The following is a 17,759-nucleotide window of genomic DNA, read 5'->3' as shown; positions in this document are numbered from 1 at the left end:
GGCACAAACCCAAACATGCCAGAAACTGAAATCGGTTACCGGTCCACCGGAAAGGCAAGCCACCGCAATCCCCTCCGGGATCCGCGGGACCGGCGCCTGAACCGCATCGCAGGGCCTTCGTCATTGGTGTTCTTCGGAGTCACCGGTGACCTCGCCCGCAAGAAACTCATGCCGGCGGTCTATGACCTCGCCAACCGCGGGCTGTTGCCGCCGAGCTTCGCGCTCGTCGGCTTCGGCCGGAGGGATTGGAGCAACGAGGACTTCGCGAACGAGGTCAAGGAGAACGTCAAGGCGCACTCCCGGACCCCGTTCGACGACGCCGTCTGGAACCAGCTCTCCGAGGGCATCCGCTTCGTCCAGGGGGAGTTCGACGACGACCAGGCGTTCAAGCGCCTCAGCGCCACCCTGGACGAACTGGACGAGACCCGCGGCACGCGCGGAAACCATGGTTTCTATCTGTCCATTCCGCCCAAGGCCTTCGAGCAGGTCTGCCAACAGCTCTCCAAGCACGGGCTGGCGCAGGCCGGCGACGGGCAGTGGCGCCGGGTGGTCATCGAGAAGCCCTTCGGCCACGATCTGGAGTCCGCGCGCAAGCTCAACGACATCGTGGAGTCCGTCTTCCCGCCGGACGCGGTCTTCCGCATCGACCACTACCTGGGCAAGGAGACGGTCCAGAACATCCTGGCCCTGCGCTTCGCCAACCAGCTGTTCGAACCGCTCTGGAACGCCAACTACGTCGACCACGTCCAGATCACCATGGCCGAGGACATCGGCACCGGCGGCCGGGCGGGATATTACGACGGCGTCGGCGCGGCCCGCGATGTCATCCAGAACCACCTCCTGCAGTTGCTGGCCCTGACGGCCATGGAGGAGCCCATCTCCTTCAATGCCGACGACCTGCGTGCCGAGAAGGAAAAGGTCCTGGCCGCGGTCAGGCTCCCTGAGGACCTCTCCACCCATTCGGCCCGCGGCCAGTTCGCCGGCGGCTGGCAGGGCGGGGAGCTCGTGCAGGGCTATCTTGAGGAAGACGGCATTCCGGCCGATTCCAAGACGGAAACCTATGCAGCCATCCGCCTGGACATCAACACCCGGCGTTGGGCCGGTGCGCCGTTCTACCTGCGGGCCGGCAAACGCCTTGGCCGGCGCGTGACGGAAATCGCCGTGGTCTTCAAGCGGGCGCCCAACCTGCTCTTCCGCGGCCACGGCGAAGACGACTTCGGCCAGAACGCCGTGGTCATCCGCGTCCAGCCCGACGAGGGGGCCACCATCCGCTTCGGGTCCAAGGTCCCGGGAACGCAGATGGAAGTCCGCGACGTCACCATGGACTTCGGCTACGGACACTCGTTCACCGAGTCCAGCCCCGAGGCCTACGAACGCCTCATCCTGGACGTGCTGCTGGGCGAGCCCCCGCTCTTCCCACGGCACCAGGAAGTCGAGGAGTCCTGGAAGATCCTCGACCCCTTCGAGGAATACTGGGCCGGACTCGACGAACAGCCCGAACCCTACGCTCCCGGCAGCTGGGGCCCGGCCTCGGCCGACGAACTGCTTGCCCGCGACGGACGAACCTGGAGAAGGCCATGATCGTAGATCTTCCCGACACCACCACCTCCAAGATCTCCAAGAAGATCACCTCCCTGCGCGAGCAGGGAGGGGTGATCGCCCTTGGACGCGTCCTGACCCTCGTGGTCGTCACGAAGTCCGGCCTCGAGGAAGAAGCCATCGAGGCAGCCAACGAGGCCAGCCGCGAACACCCCTGCCGGATCATCGTCCTCGCGGACGCAGGCAGCGAAGCGCCCAACCGCCTCGACGCCCAGATCCGGGTGGGCGGGGACGCCGGAGCCTCCGAGGTCATCGTGCTGCGCGGCTACGGCGAGCTCGCCAAGGAAAGCGAGTCCCTCGTCGCCGCACTGCTCCTCCCGGACGCGCCGATCGTGGCCTGGTGGCCGCACGGCGCACCCGAGAACGCCTGCGAGACTTCGATCGGACGCATCGCGCACCGCCGCATCACGGACTCGGCCAACGAGGCCGACCCCGCGGCGGCCTTGGCCCGGATCCGGAAAACGTACCGGGCAGGCGACACCGACCTCGCCTGGACACGCCTGACCAACTGGCGCCTCCAGCTCGCGGCAGCCCTGGACCAGGTGGACGAATCCCCCGTCACGGCCATCGCCGTCGAGGGCGCTTCGGACTCCCCCAGCACCCTGCTGCTGGCCGCCTGGCTCACCCTGTTCCTCGACGCACCGGTCCAGATCGTCGCCGACCCGGCGGGAACCGGCATCCGCAGGGTGCGGCTGAGCCGCGCCACGGGCGACGTCCAGCTGGTCCGCCCGGGCCTCACCGTGGCGGAACTGACCCAGCCGGGCCAGCCCGCCCAGCGGATCTCCCTGCCCCGCCGAAGCCTCCGGGACTGCCTCGCCGAAGAATTGCGTCGCCTTGATCCGGACGATGTCTTCGGAGAAGTGATTACTATGGGACTGCCCCGAACCAATAGCAAGGAGTGACCGTCCCAGTGAGCGCCGACCCCAGAGTAAGCATCCATCCCGACTCCGCCGTCCTGATGGCCGCGATCGCAGCGCGGCTCATCACCAAGCTGGTGGACATCCAGGACAAACACGGGGAAGCCACTGTGGTCCTCACCGGCGGTACCGTGGGCATCGGCACCCTGAAAGCGGTTGCCGACTCGCCCGCGGCGCCGGCTGTTGACTGGTCCAGGGTGAACTTCTGGTGGGGTGACGAGCGCTTCGTTGGCAAGGACAGCACGGACCGCAACACCGTTCAGGCGCGTGAGGCGTTGCTTGCCAGCTTGCCGGTTGACCCGGCCCGGGTGCACGAACCGGGTTCAACGGACGAGTTCGACACGGCGGACGAGGCCGCAGCGGACTACGCGGCCCGGCTCAAGGCCGCAGCCGCCGCCGAGCACGCCGCCGACGCTTCGGACAACCGTCCAGAGGAGGCCGGTGAGTTGCCGCGCTTCGACGTCCTGCTCCTCGGTGTGGGTCCGGATGCGCACATTGCGTCGCTCTTCCCCGAGCAAGCGGGTATCCGCGTGAAGGACCGTACGGTCGTGGGGGTCGAGAACTCCCCCAAGCCGCCGCCGTCGAGGATTTCGCTGACGTTGCCCGCGATCAATTCCGCCGAGGAAATCTGGATGGTCGTGGCAGGCGAGGACAAGGCCGGGGCTGTGGGACTGGCCCTCGCAGGGGCCAACCCGGTCCAGGTTCCCGCCTCCGGTCCTAGCGGCCGGTCGAGGACCCTATGGCTCATCGATGAAAACGCGGCCTCACGTGTCCCCCAGCAGCTCATCCGCAAGGATCCCGCGGGCGCGTAGCCGCTTGAGCGCTCCGGCCAGGACAATCTCCGCGTCTTGGCTGGAGCGTCTTTCTTTAACGTAGTCCAGGTGGCTCTTGAAGACTTCCTCGTCCGCACGTTCCATGGTGGCCTCGCCCTGCTCGCGCACGGCAATCAGGCCACATTTAGGGCAGTCCCACCGAATCGGGATCTGATCTTCCGGGAGCTTAACGAAAACAAGCCGCGTTTCATGTCCCTTGGCGCACCAATAGGGAACACGAATACGCGGCAGGCTTTCGCCAACAACAGAGTCGGGTTGGTTCCTCGGGGCCGATCCGGCTGTTACGCCGGCCCGTGTGCCCCGGAATCCGGAAGTACCATGAACCATCGTCGATCCCCTTGAGAGTTCGGCTGCATGGCGATGAAGGCCATGCAGCCTAGTCTAATCGGAGGATCCCGACAGGGGCAGTGCTAGGAGTCTCCGCCCGAAGTGAAACGCATGATGAGGCCAAGCCCGATGATGACGACGCCCCAAGTGCAGCCCAAAACAATGGTGAAGCGGTTGAGGTTTCGCTCTGCGACACCTGAAGAACTCAATCCTGAGCTCATGCCACCGCCAAACATATCGGACAACCCGCCGCCCCGCCCCTTGTGGAGGAGGATGAGCAGCGTCAGCAGAAGACTGGTGATGCCCAGCAGGATCTGCAGAATAACTTGAAGAACGTCCACGACGGCCTTTCAGAAGAGCGGAAAACGGGAGCGGAACCTAAAACGGACTAAGCCGCGCTGAGGTGGCTCTCGAACCTGACAATGTTAGCAAACTCGGCGGGGTCCAGGCTCGCGCCACCCACGAGCAAACCGTCGACGTCGCTTTCGGCCATGATTGCTGCCGCGTTGTTAGCCTTGACCGAGCCGCCGTAGAGGAGGCGGGTCTTGCCGGCCACCGCATCGTCGAACAATGAGGCGAGCTCCGAACGGATCGCCGCGCACATCTCCTGCGCGTCTTCGGGACCAGCGACTTCTCCGGTCCCAATGGCCCAGACAGGCTCGTACGCGACAACCAGTTCGCCTGCTTGCTCCACGGAGAGGCCTTCGACGCCGGCGCGCAGCTGGGCGAGCGTGTGCTCCACATGGGTGCCGGCCTGGCGGACCTCAAGGCCCTCGCCGACACACAGGACGGGCGTGACGTCGTGGCGGAAGGCGGCTTTGACCTTCGCGTTGAGGACCTGGTCGTCCTCGTTGTGGATGGTGCGGCGTTCGCTGTGTCCCACGAGGACGTAGGCGCAGCCAAGCTTGTTGAGGAACTGCCCGGAGATATCGCCTGTGTATGCACCGGAGTCGAATTGCGAAAGGTCCTGGCCGCCGTAGACGACGTCCAGTTCGTCGCCCTGAACAAGGGTCTGCACACCGCGCAGGTCGGTAAACGGCGGGAAGACCGAAACCTCCACCCGGCTATAGTCGTGCTTGGCGTCGGACAAGGTCCATGCCAGCTTCTGCAGCAGGGTGATGCCTTGGACGTGGTCCATGTTCATCTTCCAGTTACCGGCGATGAAGGGCTTGCGGATGAAGTTTCCGTTGGCAGAAGTTGTCACGTGTGCTCCAAAGATGCGTTGAGATAGGGAAAGCCGGCGGGGCGCTTGCCTTCCAGGAAAGGCGCCCCGCCGGCCGTGTAGCCTTAGCGGTCCAGAACGCTCAGGCCGGGAAGATCCTTGCCTTCAAGGTATTCCAGGCTGGCGCCGCCGCCGGTGGAGATGTGTCCGAACTGGGAGTCCTCGAAACCGAGGGTCCGGACAGCTGCGGCGGAGTCGCCGCCGCCTACCACGGTGAATGCCTGCGTTTCGGTCAAAGCCTGGGCGATGGCACGGGTGCCGCCCGAGAAGGCTTCGAATTCGAAGACGCCCATGGGGCCGTTCCAGAAGACGGTCTTGGCGGCCTTGATCTGCTCGGCGAAAGCCGCTGCGGATACCGGTCCGATGTCCAGGCCGATGCCGGAAGCCCCGAACGAGCTGTCTTCGATCGCGTCTGCTGCAACCACTTCGTGTTCAGCGTCCGCGGCGAAGCGGCTGGCGACCACGACGTCGGTCGGGATGACGAAGGCGGTACCGGCGTCGGACGCGCGCTTGAGGTAGTCCTGGACCACGGGGATCTGGTCGGCTTCGAGCAAGCTGCCCGCCACCTTGTGCCCAACCGCCGCGAGGAACGTGAAGAGCATTCCGCCGCCGACGAGGATGGTGTCAGCCTTGCCCAGGAGGTTGTCGATCACAGCGAGCTTGTCCGAGACCTTGGATCCCCCGAGAACCACGACGTACGGGCGCTGGGTATCCGTGGTGAGTTTGCGAAGAACCTCCACCTCGGTGCGCACGAGGTCCCCCTGGTAGGAAGGAAGCCGGGTGGCGACATCATAAACGCTGGCGTGCTTGCGGTGGACGGCCCCGAAGGCGTCATCCACGAAGGCACCGTTGTCACCGGTCAGGGCCACGAGCTCATCGGCGAAGGCGCCGCGCTCGGCGTCGTCCTTGCTGGTCTCGCGGGCGTCGAAGCGGACGTTTTCCAGGACAAGGACGTCCCCGTCGCCCAAAGACCGGGCCAGCTCCTTGGCGGACTCACCGACGGTGTCTTCCGCGAGCTGGACCTTGAATGGCGCGAGCTCCGCAAGCCGCGCTACCGCGGGCTTGAGGGAGTACTTGGCCTCCGGAGCGCCCTTGGGGCGTCCCAGATGGGCCGTGACGAGCACGCGGGCACCGGCGTCCGAGAGCTTTTCGATGACCGGGAGGGAGGCCTTGATGCGGCCGTCGTCGGTCACTGTAGAGCCGTCGAGCGGCACATTCAGGTCACTTCTGACAAGAATGTACCGCCCGCGGACACCTTCAGCGATCAGTTCGTTGAGGGTGTGAGAAGTCATGTGTCTACCCTAGCCCAGCTTGGATGCGACGAGCTCCGTGAGGTCAACGAGGCGGTTGGAGTAGCCCCATTCGTTGTCATACCAGGAAACAACCTTGATCTGGTTGCCGATGACCTTGGTGAGGCCGGAGTCGAAGATCGAAGAAGAGGGATCGCCGACGATGTCCGAAGAAACGATCGGATCTGCCGTGTAGCTCAGGATGCCCTTGAACTGCTCGGTCTCGGAAGCTGCCTTGAGAGCGGCGTTGACTTCCTCAACGGTCACTTCGCGGGAGACGGTCACGGTGAGGTCCGTGGCGGAACCCGTCGGGACCGGAACGCGGATGGCGTAGCCGTCGAGCTTGCCCTTCAGCTCCGGGAGGACGAGGCCGATCGCCTTGGCGGCACCCGTGGAGGTGGGAACCATGTTGATCGCTGCGGCGCGTGCACGGCGAAGGTCGCTGTGGGGGCCGTCCTGCAGGTTCTGGTCTGCCGTGTAGGCGTGCACCGTGGTCATCAGGCCACGCTCGATGCCGAAGGCGTCGTTGACGACCTTGGCCAGCGGGCCGAGGCAGTTGGTGGTGCATGAAGCGTTGGAAATGATGTGGTGTGCCGCGGGGTCGTAGAGCTCGTGGTTGACGCCCATGACGATGGTGATGTCCTCGTCGGAAGCAGGCGCGGAGATCAGGACCTTCTTGGCACCTGCATCGATGTGCTTCTGTGCGGCGGCAGCCTTGGTGAAGAAGCCCGTGGACTCGATGACAATGTCAACGCCCAGTTCGCCCCAGGGGAGGTTCGCAGGATCGCGCTCGGCAAGGACCTTGATGATGCTGCCGTCGACAATGAGGTTGCCCTCTTTGACTTCAACGGTCTCGGTCAGTCGACCGCCGACGGAGTCGTACTTCAGAAGGTGGGCAAGCGCCTCGGGACTCGTGAGGTCGTTGACCGCAACAATTTCGAGGTCTGCACCCTGGGCGAGTGCTGCGCGGAAGTAGTTGCGGCCGATGCGGCCAAAGCCGTTGATACCAATACGGGTGGTCACTATTCAGTCTCCTTGGTGCTCTTGCAAGCACACCTAGTGAGTCGGATCTTGATTCCAACTAACAATTCCCGCACATCATTGGGCAGAAGTGATTATCAGATCGGAGGGCGACCAGCCACATTGCTGAAGGCTAACCGCCTTCCGTGACCCATCTTACGTTTAACTACGTCTGCCCCCGCAACTGCGGGGGCAGACAATCCGGTATTTGGGCGAAATTCACCTGAATGTGAAGTTTGTTACATCCTTGTGTATTCCGCGTCACGCACCGATGTAGCAGGAGTTTCCCTAGAGGACAATCAGCCCTGTGGCGTTCGCGCGGGCCGCTTCGAAGCGCTTCGCGACGTCAGCCCAGTTGACGATGTTCCAGAAAGCCTTGACATAGTCAGCCTTGACGTTGACGTAATCCAGGTAGAACGCGTGCTCCCACATGTCCAGCATGAGCAGGGGCGTGGTGCCGACGGCGACGTTGCCCTGCTGGTCGTAGAGCTGTTCGATGAGCAGGTTGCCACCGATGGGCTCGTATGCGAGGAAGCCCCAGCCGGATCCCTGCAGGCCGAGGGCGGCTGCAGTGAACTGGGCGCGGAATGCATCGAAGGAGCCGAAGGCATCGTCGATGGCTGCAGCCAGCTCACCCTCGGGCTTGTCGCCGCCGTCCGGGGAGATGTTGTTCCAGAACACGGAGTGGTTGATGTGGCCACCGGTGTGGAACGCGAGGTCCTTGGAGAGGCGGTTGATGTTGGCGAAGTCGCCCTTGTCGCGGGCCTCGGCCAACTGGGCCAAAGCGTTGTTGGCGCCTGCTACATAGGCAGCGTGGTGCTTGCTGTGGTGCAGCTCCATGATCTTCGCCGAAATGTGCGGCTCAAGTGCTGCGTAGTCGTAGCCGAGCTCGGGCAGTACGTACTCTGTCACGAAATCCTCCAATGCAGTGGACCGGGGTCCGGTTGGTAACTCTCGTTTTGTTCATCCGACCGGCGAACCGGCCGGAAATCTACACTCTCCCGATTCTAGGACGGGAGCTTTATTCGTCCATCATTTCGGGGGTCACATTTGCCTCAGTGCCCGGGATCCCGAGGTCACCGGCCCTCTTGTCTGCCATGGCCAGGAGCCGGCGGATCCTTCCCGCGATGGCGTCCTTGGTCATGGGCGGATCGGCAAGCCGGCCCAATTCATCCAGGCTGGCCTGCTTGTGGGCCACCCGGAGCTCGCCCGCGTACTTGAGGTGGTCGGGGACGTCGTCGCCCAGGATTTCCAAGGCCCTGTCCACGCGCGCACCGGCGGCGACGGCAGCCTGGGCCGAACGCCGCAGGTTGGCGTCGTCGAAGTTCGCCAGGCGGTTGGCCGTGGCCCGGACTTCCTTCCGCATGCGGCGTTCCTCCCACACCATGAGGGCGTCATGGGCGCCCATCCGGGTGAGCAGAGCGGCAATGGTATCGCCGTCACGGATGACCACGCGATCCACTCCACGCACTTCCCGCGCCTTGGCCTGGATGCCGAGGCGCCGGGCAGCGCCTACCAGGGCAAGTGCAGATTCCGGTCCGGGACATGTGACCTCGAGCGATGAGGACCGGCCGGGTTCGGTGAGGGAACCGTGGGCCAGGAACGCGCCGCGCCACACAGCCTCCGCGTCCGACGCCGAGCCGTTGACGACGGCGGACGGCAAGCCACGCACAGGCCGTCCGCGGCCGTCCAGGAGGCCGGTCTGGCGGGCGAGCGCTTCGCCGTCGCGCACTACCCGGACGACATAGCGGCTACCGCGCCGGAGACCCCCGCCGGAGACGACGATGATCTCGCTCTGGTGCCCGTAGACTTCGGCGATCGCCGCGCGCAGCCGCCGCGCCGTCGAGGCGAGGTCAACCTCTGCCTCGATCACGAGGCGGCCCGAAATGATGTGCAGTCCGCCGGCAAAACGCAGCATGGCCGAGACTTCGGCCTTGCGGACGGACGACTTCTTGATGTCCAGCCGGGAAAGTTCTTCCTTGACCGATGCGGTCAGTGCCATCGCATGTTCCTAACTATTCCCGAAGATATCGTGATACGCCGATGCCAGACGCAGCGGGTCGTGGACTGGACGGCGGCTCGACGCCCCCACTTTACCCAAGACCACCTCGGCACCGATCATCCCGGCCGCGCGTTCGAATTCCTTGAGGTCCGATATCGACGACGGATCGGCCAGGACAACGTCCACGCTGAACTCAGGCGCGTAGTGGCGCAAGGCATCCAGGTGGTCAGCAGCGGACATCCCGGAGGTCTCCTTGGTGTCCATGGCCAGGTTCATCGTGAGGCAGCGTTTGGCGGGTGTGTCGCACAAGGCCTGGCGCATTTCGGGCAGCAGCAAATGCGGCAACACGGAGGTATACCAGGAGCCGGGACCCAGAATGATCCAGTCCGCAAGCTCGATGGCAGTCAGCGCTTCGATGCAGGCGCGCGCATCTTCCGGGAGGAGCCTGACGTTTTCGAGCGATCCGGCAACGGCGCACTTGGCCTGGCCCTTGACGGACTGGAGTTCGTACCCGCCCCCGGGCAACGGCACACGGACGTCGCCTTCGATGTTCAGCGGTTGGGAGGACATCGGGAGGACCTGGCCGCGGGCACCCAAAAGCGCACCTGCCCATTTCAGGCCCGCGACGGCGTCGCCCAAAAGCTCCCAGAGGGTGACAATGAGCAGGTTCCCCATGGCATGGTCGTCGAGGGAACCTTGGCGGCCGCTCGGCGTCTTGAAGCGATGCTGCATGACATCCCGCCAGGTGCGCCCCCAGTCGGTGTCGTCGCACAGGGCGCTCAGCGCCATGCGAAGATCGCCGGGCGGAAGGACGCCGTACTCCTCGCGCAACCGCCCGGAGGATCCGCCGTCGTCGGCAACGGTGACGATCGCGGTCAGCTCCGAGGTCAGCAGCCGCAGCGCCGACAGCGAGGCGGAAAGCCCGTGTCCGCCGCCGAGCGCCACCACTGTGGGACCCTTCGCAGGCTGGCTGCCCGGGGCGCCCTTCGGTGGAACCAGCGGCAGGGGTCCGGTGAGGACCCCCATTACTCGCGACCCAGATCGCGGTGGCTTGTGGTGACGGTGACGCGGGGATATTGCGCCAGCCGTTTGGAAAGTTCGACGGCGACCGCGACTGAACGGTGCTTCCCGCCCGTGCAACCGACGGCAATCGTGGCGTAGTGCTTGTTTTCCGTCCGGTAGCCGTCGAGGACGGGCTCCAAGGCAAGGACATAGCGGTCGATGAAGTCCTTGACTCCATCGGCCCCGAGGACATAATCGCTGACGTCGGCGTCGAGTCCCGTGTGCGGACGCAGTTTCGGAACCCAGTGCGGGTTGGGAATGAAGCGCGCGTCCGCGACGAAGTTGGCGTCGACGGGCAATCCATATTTGAAGCCGAAGCTCATGATGTTCAAGCGCAACGCCACAGGGCCTGTGTCGGTGAAGAGTTCAGTGATGGCGGTCGCCAGGCCGTGGACGTTGTACGTACTGGTATCCAGGACGACGTCGGCCGATTCCCGGAGTTCCTTCAGTACGTCGCGTTCCGCCGCGATTCCGTCCAGGATCCGGCCACCGCCTTGGAGCGGATGCGGGCGCCGGCCCTGCTCAAAGCGGCGCACCAGGACGTTGTCGCTGGCATCCAGGAAGAGGAGGCGGAAGGTGATTCCACTGGCGCTGAGCGCCCCGAGCGCCGTCCTGATATCGGTGAAGAGGCCTTTGCTGCGTACGTCCACGACGACGGCGAGCTTGGGGATGGACTGGGGCGCGTGCGAGACGATTTCCGCCAGCGTTCCGAGCATCTGGGGCGGGAGGTTTTCGACGACGTACCAGCCGTGGTCCTCCAGGGCGTCCGATGCCGTGCTGCGGCCTGCTCCGGACATGCCGGTCACCACCAGCAGTTCCGCTTCGACAGGCTTGACGGGTACCAGACCGTCCTGCTCCGCGCCGGATCCTGCTGTTGGCTCTGACATCAAGTTTCCCCGTTTCTGAGATGGTCCAAAGTTTGTGGGATGGCCCAAAGGCGGACCGCTTTCGGGAGCGGTCCGCTTATTACCCTAGCTAAATTTCAAGGATTTCGCCGGTGGTCATGTTCACTGCAGGAGCAGCCTCTCCGGAGGCACCTGCTGCGGCCAGATGGTTGACGACGGCTTCAGCCAGCGCCGGGCCGATCCCCTTCGCGGCCGTGAGCTCGAGGGCCGTTGCCGCCTTGATCTTCTTGAGGGAACCGAAATGGGCCACAAGTGCCTTCCGTTTGGCCTCGCCGAGGCCCGGAACGCCGTCGAGGGCCGAGACCGTCATGGCCTTGCCGCGCTTCTGCCGGTGGAAGGTGATGGCGAACCGGTGGGCTTCGTCGCGGATGCGCTGGAGCAGGTAGAGTCCCTGCGAAGTGCGCGGCAGGATCACCGGGAAGTCGCTGTTCGGCAACCAGACTTCTTCGAGGCGCTTGGCGAGGCCCACGACATAGACGTCGTCGATCCCCAGTTCCGCGAGTGCCCGCGCGGCCGCGTTCACCTGGGGCTGCCCGCCGTCGACGACGACGAGGTTGGGCGGATAGGCGAATTTCGCCTTGGCTCCCGTGAGGGCGGCGTCCTCCGACGGCGGTTCCCCGGCGCCGGGGTTCGGAACCTCTCCGCTCTTCGGAAGCTGGGCTGATTTGTCCTGCAGGTAGTGCCTGAAACGCCTGGTCAGGACGTCGTGCATCGCCGCCGTATCGTCTGTTGCCGCAGCGCCGGTGATGGAGAACTTCCGGTAGTCGGCTTTCTTGGGGAGTCCGTCCTCCACCACCACCATCGACGCAACCACGTTGGTGCCCTGCACATGGGAAATGTCGTAGCACTCGATCCGGAGCAGCGGCACGGGAAGCTCCAGGGCTTCCTGCAGTTCCTGGAGCGCCTGGGAGCGGACGGTGATGTCGCCGGCACGCCGGACTTTGTGAAGCTTCAGCGCCTGCTCGGCGTTTTCCCGGACGGTGGACATGAGGGCAGCCTTGTCGCCGCGCTGCGGCACCCGGATATCCACCTTGGCGCCCCTCAGGCCGCCGAGCCATTCAAGCAGCTCATGGTGGTTGCTCGGGATCTCGGGCACGAGGACTTCGCGGGGAATGCGGCCCTGGTTGTCGCTGTCCTCCCCGTAAACCTGCTGCAGCAAGTGCTCGATAAGCTCCGGAGTGGTGGCGTCTTCGACCTTCTCGACGACCCAGCCCCGTTGGCCGCGCACCCGGCCACCCCTGACATGGAAAACCTGCACGGAAGCCTCGAGGTCGTCTTCGTGCAGGGCGAAAACATCGGCGTCCGTGTCTTCCGAAAGCACGACGGCGTTGCGCTCGAACACTTTGCGCAGCGCAACGATGTCGTCCCGGATCCGGGCCGCCCGCTCGTAGTCCAGCTCGGCGACGGCGGCGCCCATGTCCTTTTCGAGGCGCGTGATGAAGCGTTTCGCTTCGCCGCCCATGAACGAGCAGAAGTCTTCGGCAATCGCCCGGTGCTCCTCCGCGGTGACGCGGCCGACGCACGGGGCCGAGCATTTGTCGATGTAGCCAAGCAAGCACGGCCGGCCGCTGGCCTGGGCCCGCTTCAGCACGCCGGGACTGCAGCTGCGGACCGGAAAGACCCGCAGCAAGGTGTCCATGGTCTCGCGGATGGCCCCGGCCGTGTACGGCCCGAAGTAGCGGGTTCCCTTGCGGCGTTCACCGCGCATGACCTGGACCCGCGGGAGCTTCTCCCCCATGCTCACGGCGAGGTACGGATAGGTCTTGTCGTCCCGGAAGACCACGTTGAAGCGCGGCTTGAATTCCTTGATCCAGGTGTATTCCAGTTGGAGCGACTCCAGCTCGCTGCCCACCATGGTCCACTCGACGCTGCTGGCGGCGTGCACCATGGCATACGTCTTCGGCAGCAAGCCGGCAGGGTTGGCGAAGTATGAGTTCAACCGGGAACGGAGGTTTTTCGCCTTGCCCACGTAGATGACACGGCCATGCGGATCCCGGAACCGATAGACGCCGGGGGTGGTGGGGATTTCTCCGGTCTGGGGTCGATAACTCGCTGGATCTGCCACGCATCCAGTCTAGTAAGGGAATCGCACTCCCCCGTACGGGCCGACCGGCCCGCCGAAGCTACTCCGCGGACTTGCTCTGGTTGTAGCTCGCTGAGCGTTCCTGGCCGCTCAACACCGCGATGGCATCCATGATCTTGTCAGTCACTTCGCGCCGGGCAGGCAAGGAATGGTCCGGACCTGTCTTCTCGAAATAGAGCGGCTCGCCGACCTTCATGGTGAAATGCTGCGGACGGACAGTATTGCGGTCCACCGGCTGCAGCTTGTCCGTGCCGATCAGGCCGACCGGAATGACGGGCGCACCCGTGGTCAGGGCGAGCCAGCCGACGCCGGTACGCCCCCGGTACAGCAAGCCGTCACGGGAGCGGGTCCCTTCCGGATAGATTCCGATGCCCCTGCCGTTCTCCAGGATGTCCAGGAGGGTCTTGAGGGCCTGCACGCTGGCTGCCTGCTCTCCACGTTCCACAGGAATGGATCCAACGGCCTGAAAGAACGCCTTCATCGCGCGCCCCTTGAAGCCTGTGGTGGTGAAGTATTCGGCTTTGGCAAAGAAGCCCACCGGACGGGGCATCAGGGCCTGGACGATCACGCTGTCGAGAAAGGACAAATGGTTCGGGGCCACAATGAACGGCCCTTCCTTGGGCACGTTCTCCAGGCCGATGACCGTGGGCCTGCACGTGCCGGAGATCAGTCCGCGCGTGGTCCAGCGGATGACATCAAAGGCTTCCATCGTTCTGCACCTCGCTCAGGGCCGCCGCGCGGACAGCGTCAAGTTCTTCGATCTTCTTCAGCAGCTGCTCCGCGGTGTCGACGACGGCGACGGCGCCCGCCTCCCGAAGCTCGCCGTCGGGCGCGAATCCCCAACTGACCCCGATGCAGTCGAGTCCGTTGGCCATGGCACCTGCAACGTCCTGGTGGCGGTCCCCGACCATCACGGCAGGCTGGGAATGCAAGGTGGCCAGCGCCGCACCAACGATTGCCACTTTGCCCGGAGCCGTATTGGCGGCCATTGACTCGTCGTCCGAAGCGCCGCAGATGGAGGCGAAGAAACCGGCAATGCCGTGGTGCTCCAGGACGACGCGTGCCAGGCCCTGGGGTTTCTGGGTGGCCACCGCAACCGGCCGCCGGGACTCCGCGAAGAACTCCAGGAGCTCACGGATGCCCGGATAGAGCCGGCTTTGGCCTATTCCCTCGGAACGGTAGTAGCCGCGGTACAGCCCGATGACTTCGTCGACTTTTCCCGCGGGAACCCCGGCAATGTGCTCCAGGGAATCGCTGAGCTTGGGTCCGACCATGGAGTCCAGCACGGCTTGTTCCGGGACACGGAGGCCCATTTCGCCCAGGGCCGCGGCGATGCCGCCGGTTATGCCACCTGCAGGATCGACAAGGGTGCCGTCCAGATCAAAGATTACGGGCACCATTGTTTGAGTCACCGGGTTAGTTTCTCACGAGTTGAGGCATGCCTGAAACTCACATGCCGGCCAGGGAATTCTTCGAGCGCACTCGAAATTTCCCCCGGCCGTTCACCCAGGACTAGGCGAGAATCTCTGCGAGGAAGGTAGCGGTATGGCTTTCCGTCGACTTGGCAACCTGTTCGGGGGTGCCCGTTGCCACGACGCGTCCACCGCCTGAACCGCCATTCGGGCCAAGGTCCACAATCCAGTCGGCGGACTTGATAACGTCAAGGTTGTGTTCGATGGTGATGACCGTGTTGCCCTTGTCCACCAAGCCCTGCAGCACCATGAGCAGCTTGCGGATGTCCTCGAAATGGAGGCCCGTGGTGGGCTCGTCCAACACGTAGACGCTCCTGCCATTCGAACGCTTCTGCAGTTCCGAGGCCAGCTTCACGCGCTGCGCCTCGCCGCCGGAAAGCGTGGTGGCGGGCTGCCCGAGCCGGACATAGCCGAGGCCGACGTCGACGAGGGTGTTCAAATGCCGGGCGATAGGGGTGAATGCCGCAAAGAACTCGGCCCCCTCCTCGATGGGCATGTTGAGGACGTCGGCGATGGTCTTGCCCTTGTAGTGGACCTCCAAGGTCTCCCGGTTGTAGCGCGCGCCATGGCACACCTCGCAGGGAACATAGACGTCCGGCAGGAAGTTCATCTCGATCTTCAGGGTGCCGTCACCGGAGCACGCCTCACAGCGGCCGCCCTTGACGTTGAACGAGAAGCGTCCCGGCTGGTATCCGCGGACCTTGGCTTCGGTGGTCTCCGCGAAGAGCTTCCGGATGTTGTCGAAGACGCCGGTGTAGGTGGCCGGGTTGGAACGCGGGGTCCGCCCGATGGGGCTCTGGTCCACGTGAACCACCTTGTCGAGGTGCTCAAGGCCCTGCACGGAGCGATGCCGGCCGGCGACCTGCTTTGCCCCATTGAGCTTGTTGGCAAGCACCTTGTAAAGGATCTCGTTCACCAGGGTGGACTTCCCTGAACCACTGACTCCCGTGACTGCCGTGAAGAGGCCCAGCGGGAAGGCGGCGTCGACGTTGTTCAGGTTGTTTTCGCGTGCGCCGATGACCTTGAGCTCGCGCTTCTTGTCGTACTTGCGCCGCTTTGCGGGGATGTCGATCTTGCGCCGTCCGGACAAATAGTCGCCGGTCAGCGAGTTCGTGTTTTCCAGGAGCTCCTTGTAGGAACCGGAGTGAACCACCTGGCCGCCGTGCTCGCCGGCGCCGGGTCCAATGTCCACCACCCAGTCGGCCTCGTGGATGGTGTCTTCGTCGTGTTCGACCACGATCAGTGTGTTGCCCAGGTCGCGAAGCCTCGTCAGCGTCTCGATGAGGCGGCGGTTGTCTTTTTGGTGCAGTCCGATGGACGGCTCGTCGAGGACGTACAGCACGCCTACCAAGCCGGAGCCGATCTGTGTCGCGAGCCGGATGCGCTGTGCTTCGCCGCCGGAGAGCGTTCCGGACGGCCGTTCGAGATTCAGGTATTCGAGTCCGACGTCCAGGAGGAATGTCAAGCGGGCCTGGATCTCCTTGAGGACCTGGTGGGCGATCTGGGCCTCGCGGTCAGTAAGCGTGAGGCTGCCGAGGAAGTCCGCGCAGTCCCGCATCGGAAGGGCCGCTACTTCGGCGATGGACTTGCCGTTGATCAGCACGGAGAGCGAGGCCGGGTTAAGCCGGGCGCCGTTGCATTCCGGGCAAGGAATCTGCCGCATGTACTCTTCGTAGCGGTCGCGCGCCCAATCCGAGTCCGTTTCGCCGTGCTTGCGGTGGACGTACTGGATGGCGCCTTCGAAGCCCGTGCTGTACTTGCGCTCCCGGCCGAACCTGTTGCGGTACTGCACCACCACCTTGTGGTCTTTGCCATGCAGGACCGTTTGCCGCACTTCCTGCGGCAGCTTTTCCCAGGCGGTGTCCATGGAGAAGTCGAGCTCCAGGGCGAGGCCCTCGAGGAGGCGGTTCCAGTACTCCGTGGTGGCAGTGCCGAGGGACCAAGGCGCGATGGCACCCTGGTTCAAGGACAGTTCCGGGTTGGGGACCACCAATTCCTCATCGACTTCGAGCTTGGTGCCGATACCGCTGCAGGCCGCACAGGCGCCGAAGGGGTTGTTGAAGGAAAACGAGCGTGGCTCGATTTCGTCGATGGCCAGCGGGTGTTCATTGGGGCAGGCAAGGTTTTCGGAGAAAGCCCTGATCCGTGCGGGGTCTTTGGTATCGAGGTCCACGAACTCGACCAGCACGCGGCCTTCGGCAAGTCCGAGCGCGGTTTCGATCGAGTCGGTCAGCCGTTGGCTGATTCCTTCCTTGACCACCAGACGGTCCACGACAACTTCAATCGAGTGCTTGAATTGCTTGCCGAGCTTGGGCGGATCGCTCAGCTGGACGAGGTGTCCGTCCACCCGGGCGCGTGAGTAGCCCTTGGCGGTGAGCTCCTTGAAGAGCTCGACGAATTCGCCCTTGCGTCCGCGGACGACGGGAGCGAGGATCTGGAAGCGGGTGCCGGTTTCGAGCTCCAGCAACTGGTCCACGATCTGCTGCGGCGTCTGGCGCGTGATCGGTTCGTGGCACACCGGGCAATGCGGCCGGCCGACACGTGCCCAGAGAAGGCGCATGTAGTCGTAGATCTCGGTGATGGTGCCCACCGTGGAGCGCGGGTTCTTGCTCGTGGACTTCTGGTCGATGGAGACTGCCGGGGAAAGGCCCTCGATGAAATCCACGTCCGGCTTGTCCACTTGGCCCAGGAACTGGCGGGCATAGGCAGACAGTGACTCCACGTACCGGCGTTGGCCCTCGGCGAAGATGGTGTCGAAAGCCAGGGACGACTTGCCGGATCCGGACAAGCCCGTGAAAACAATCATGGCGTCACGGGGAAGGTCGAGATCGACGTTGCGGAGGTTGTGTTCACGCGCTCCCTTGACCACGAGCCGGGACAGGTCATGTCTTACGGGCGCGGCGGGTGGTTGCGCGGAAACGCTTGCGAAGGATTCGACGGCAGGGACTTCAGCTACGGCTTTAGGCACCCACTAATGCTAATCGAAAACTTCTTCGAATTTCCATGCGGCATCCCACGGCCTACTGAC

16 protein-coding genes are annotated in these 17,759 nt (G+C 64.3%); 3 read left to right on the top strand and 13 right to left on the bottom strand.

Annotated elements, in window-relative coordinates:
* The first annotated feature begins 15 nt into the window (after positions 1–15).
* The 3 genes from zwf to pgl are packed head-to-tail and all read left to right on the top strand — an operon-like array spanning position 16 to position 3,328.
* Entirely contained in the window at positions 16–1,581 is a 1,566-nt protein-coding gene (gene zwf / locus BMF89_RS20130; protein ID WP_078108802.1) for a glucose-6-phosphate dehydrogenase, read from the top strand.
* The gene (locus BMF89_RS20125; protein WP_078108801.1) at positions 1,578–2,501 is read left to right on the top strand and encodes a glucose-6-phosphate dehydrogenase assembly protein OpcA; all 924 of its coding nucleotides are present in this window, start codon (positions 1,578–1,580) and stop codon (positions 2,499–2,501) included. Before zwf ends, BMF89_RS20125 begins: the two co-directional genes overlap by 4 nt.
* A gap of 8 nt (positions 2,502–2,509) precedes the next feature.
* Positions 2,510–3,328, top strand: coding sequence for a 6-phosphogluconolactonase (pgl, locus tag BMF89_RS20120; RefSeq protein ID WP_078108800.1), 819 nt, complete (start codon positions 2,510–2,512; stop codon positions 3,326–3,328).
* On the opposite strand, the gene BMF89_RS20115 is transcribed toward pgl, so the two are convergent.
* From BMF89_RS20115 to uvrA, 13 genes are all read right to left on the bottom strand, one after another.
* Positions 3,281–3,676: an RNA polymerase-binding protein RbpA gene (locus BMF89_RS20115; protein WP_078108799.1), complete on the bottom strand. Its 396-nt coding sequence runs from the start codon at positions 3,674–3,676 to the stop codon at positions 3,281–3,283. The two genes, pgl and BMF89_RS20115, sit on opposite strands and share 48 nt — an antisense overlap.
* A gap of 83 nt (positions 3,677–3,759) precedes the next feature.
* Positions 3,760–4,017 (bottom strand): preprotein translocase subunit SecG, encoded by a 258-nt coding sequence (secG, locus tag BMF89_RS20110; RefSeq protein WP_074589634.1) that lies wholly within the window; start codon positions 4,015–4,017, stop codon positions 3,760–3,762.
* 47 nt (positions 4,018–4,064) lie between these two features.
* A complete protein-coding gene (gene tpiA / locus BMF89_RS20105; protein WP_078108798.1) occupies positions 4,065–4,880 on the bottom strand; it encodes a triose-phosphate isomerase in 816 nt (271 codons plus the stop codon).
* Positions 4,881–4,963: 83 nt separating this feature from the next.
* A complete protein-coding gene (locus BMF89_RS20100) occupies positions 4,964–6,190 on the bottom strand; it encodes a phosphoglycerate kinase (protein WP_078108797.1) in 1,227 nt (408 codons plus the stop codon).
* Positions 6,191–6,199: 9 nt separating this feature from the next.
* Positions 6,200–7,210 carry a type I glyceraldehyde-3-phosphate dehydrogenase gene (gene gap / locus BMF89_RS20095; protein WP_078108796.1) on the bottom strand — a complete coding sequence of 337 codons (1,011 nt, stop codon included), beginning with the start codon at positions 7,208–7,210 and terminating at the stop codon, positions 6,200–6,202.
* Positions 7,211–7,495: 285 nt separating this feature from the next.
* Positions 7,496–8,119 carry a superoxide dismutase gene (locus tag BMF89_RS20090; RefSeq protein WP_028267347.1) on the bottom strand — a complete coding sequence of 208 codons (624 nt, stop codon included), beginning with the start codon at positions 8,117–8,119 and terminating at the stop codon, positions 7,496–7,498.
* A gap of 109 nt (positions 8,120–8,228) precedes the next feature.
* On the bottom strand, positions 8,229–9,209 hold the full coding sequence (gene whiA / locus BMF89_RS20085; protein WP_078108795.1) for a DNA-binding protein WhiA: 981 nt from the start codon (positions 9,207–9,209) through the stop codon (positions 8,229–8,231).
* A 9-nt stretch (positions 9,210–9,218) separates the two neighbouring features.
* Entirely contained in the window at positions 9,219–10,235 is a 1,017-nt protein-coding gene (gene yvcK, locus BMF89_RS20080) for a uridine diphosphate-N-acetylglucosamine-binding protein YvcK (protein WP_078108794.1), read from the bottom strand.
* Complete coding sequence (rapZ, locus tag BMF89_RS20075) at positions 10,235–11,158, bottom strand: RNase adapter RapZ (RefSeq protein ID WP_078108793.1); 924 nt, start codon at positions 11,156–11,158, stop codon at positions 10,235–10,237. Before rapZ ends, yvcK begins: the two co-directional genes overlap by 1 nt.
* Positions 11,159–11,246: 88 nt before the next feature.
* Entirely contained in the window at positions 11,247–13,241 is a 1,995-nt protein-coding gene (uvrC, locus tag BMF89_RS20070) for an excinuclease ABC subunit UvrC (protein WP_078108792.1), read from the bottom strand.
* 58 nt (positions 13,242–13,299) lie between these two features.
* Complete coding sequence (locus BMF89_RS20065) at positions 13,300–13,968, bottom strand: lysophospholipid acyltransferase family protein (RefSeq protein WP_078108791.1); 669 nt, start codon at positions 13,966–13,968, stop codon at positions 13,300–13,302.
* Positions 13,955–14,671, bottom strand: coding sequence for an HAD hydrolase-like protein (locus BMF89_RS20060; protein ID WP_253190919.1), 717 nt, complete (start codon positions 14,669–14,671; stop codon positions 13,955–13,957). The genes BMF89_RS20065 and BMF89_RS20060 overlap by 14 nt, the downstream gene beginning before the upstream one ends.
* A 100-nt stretch (positions 14,672–14,771) precedes the next feature.
* Positions 14,772–17,699, bottom strand: coding sequence for an excinuclease ABC subunit UvrA (gene uvrA / locus BMF89_RS20055; protein ID WP_078108789.1), 2,928 nt, complete (start codon positions 17,697–17,699; stop codon positions 14,772–14,774).
* Between the last annotated feature and the right edge of the window lie 60 nt (positions 17,700–17,759).

The organism is Arthrobacter sp. SRS-W-1-2016, assembly GCF_002009585.1.
GTDB classification, from domain to species: Bacteria; Actinomycetota; Actinomycetes; order Actinomycetales; family Micrococcaceae; genus Arthrobacter; species Arthrobacter bambusae_A.
Note: the sequence above shows the minus strand (reverse complement) of the source record. Positions and strands in the feature narration are given on the sequence as shown.

What these genes read in the sequence shown, in the direction of transcription:
- BMF89_RS20100 (WP_078108797.1), bottom strand. Translation starts at nt 6,190, where the DNA reads ATGACTTCTCACACCCTCAACGAACTGATCGCTGAAGGTGTCCGCGGG.
- zwf (WP_078108802.1), top strand. Translation starts at nt 16, where the DNA reads ATGCCAGAAACTGAAATCGGTTACCGGTCCACCGGAAAGGCAAGCCAC.
- BMF89_RS20115 (WP_078108799.1), bottom strand. Translation starts at nt 3,676, where the DNA reads ATGGTTCATGGTACTTCCGGATTCCGGGGCACACGGGCCGGCGTAACA.
- BMF89_RS20065 (WP_078108791.1), bottom strand. Translation starts at nt 13,968, where the DNA reads ATGGAAGCCTTTGATGTCATCCGCTGGACCACGCGCGGACTGATCTCC.
- BMF89_RS20125 (WP_078108801.1), top strand. Translation starts at nt 1,578, where the DNA reads ATGATCGTAGATCTTCCCGACACCACCACCTCCAAGATCTCCAAGAAG.
- whiA (WP_078108795.1), bottom strand. Translation starts at nt 9,209, where the DNA reads ATGGCACTGACCGCATCGGTCAAGGAAGAACTTTCCCGGCTGGACATC.
- rapZ (WP_078108793.1), bottom strand. Translation starts at nt 11,158, where the DNA reads ATGTCAGAGCCAACAGCAGGATCCGGCGCGGAGCAGGACGGTCTGGTA.
- yvcK (WP_078108794.1), bottom strand. Translation starts at nt 10,235, where the DNA reads ATGGGGGTCCTCACCGGACCCCTGCCGCTGGTTCCACCGAAGGGCGCC.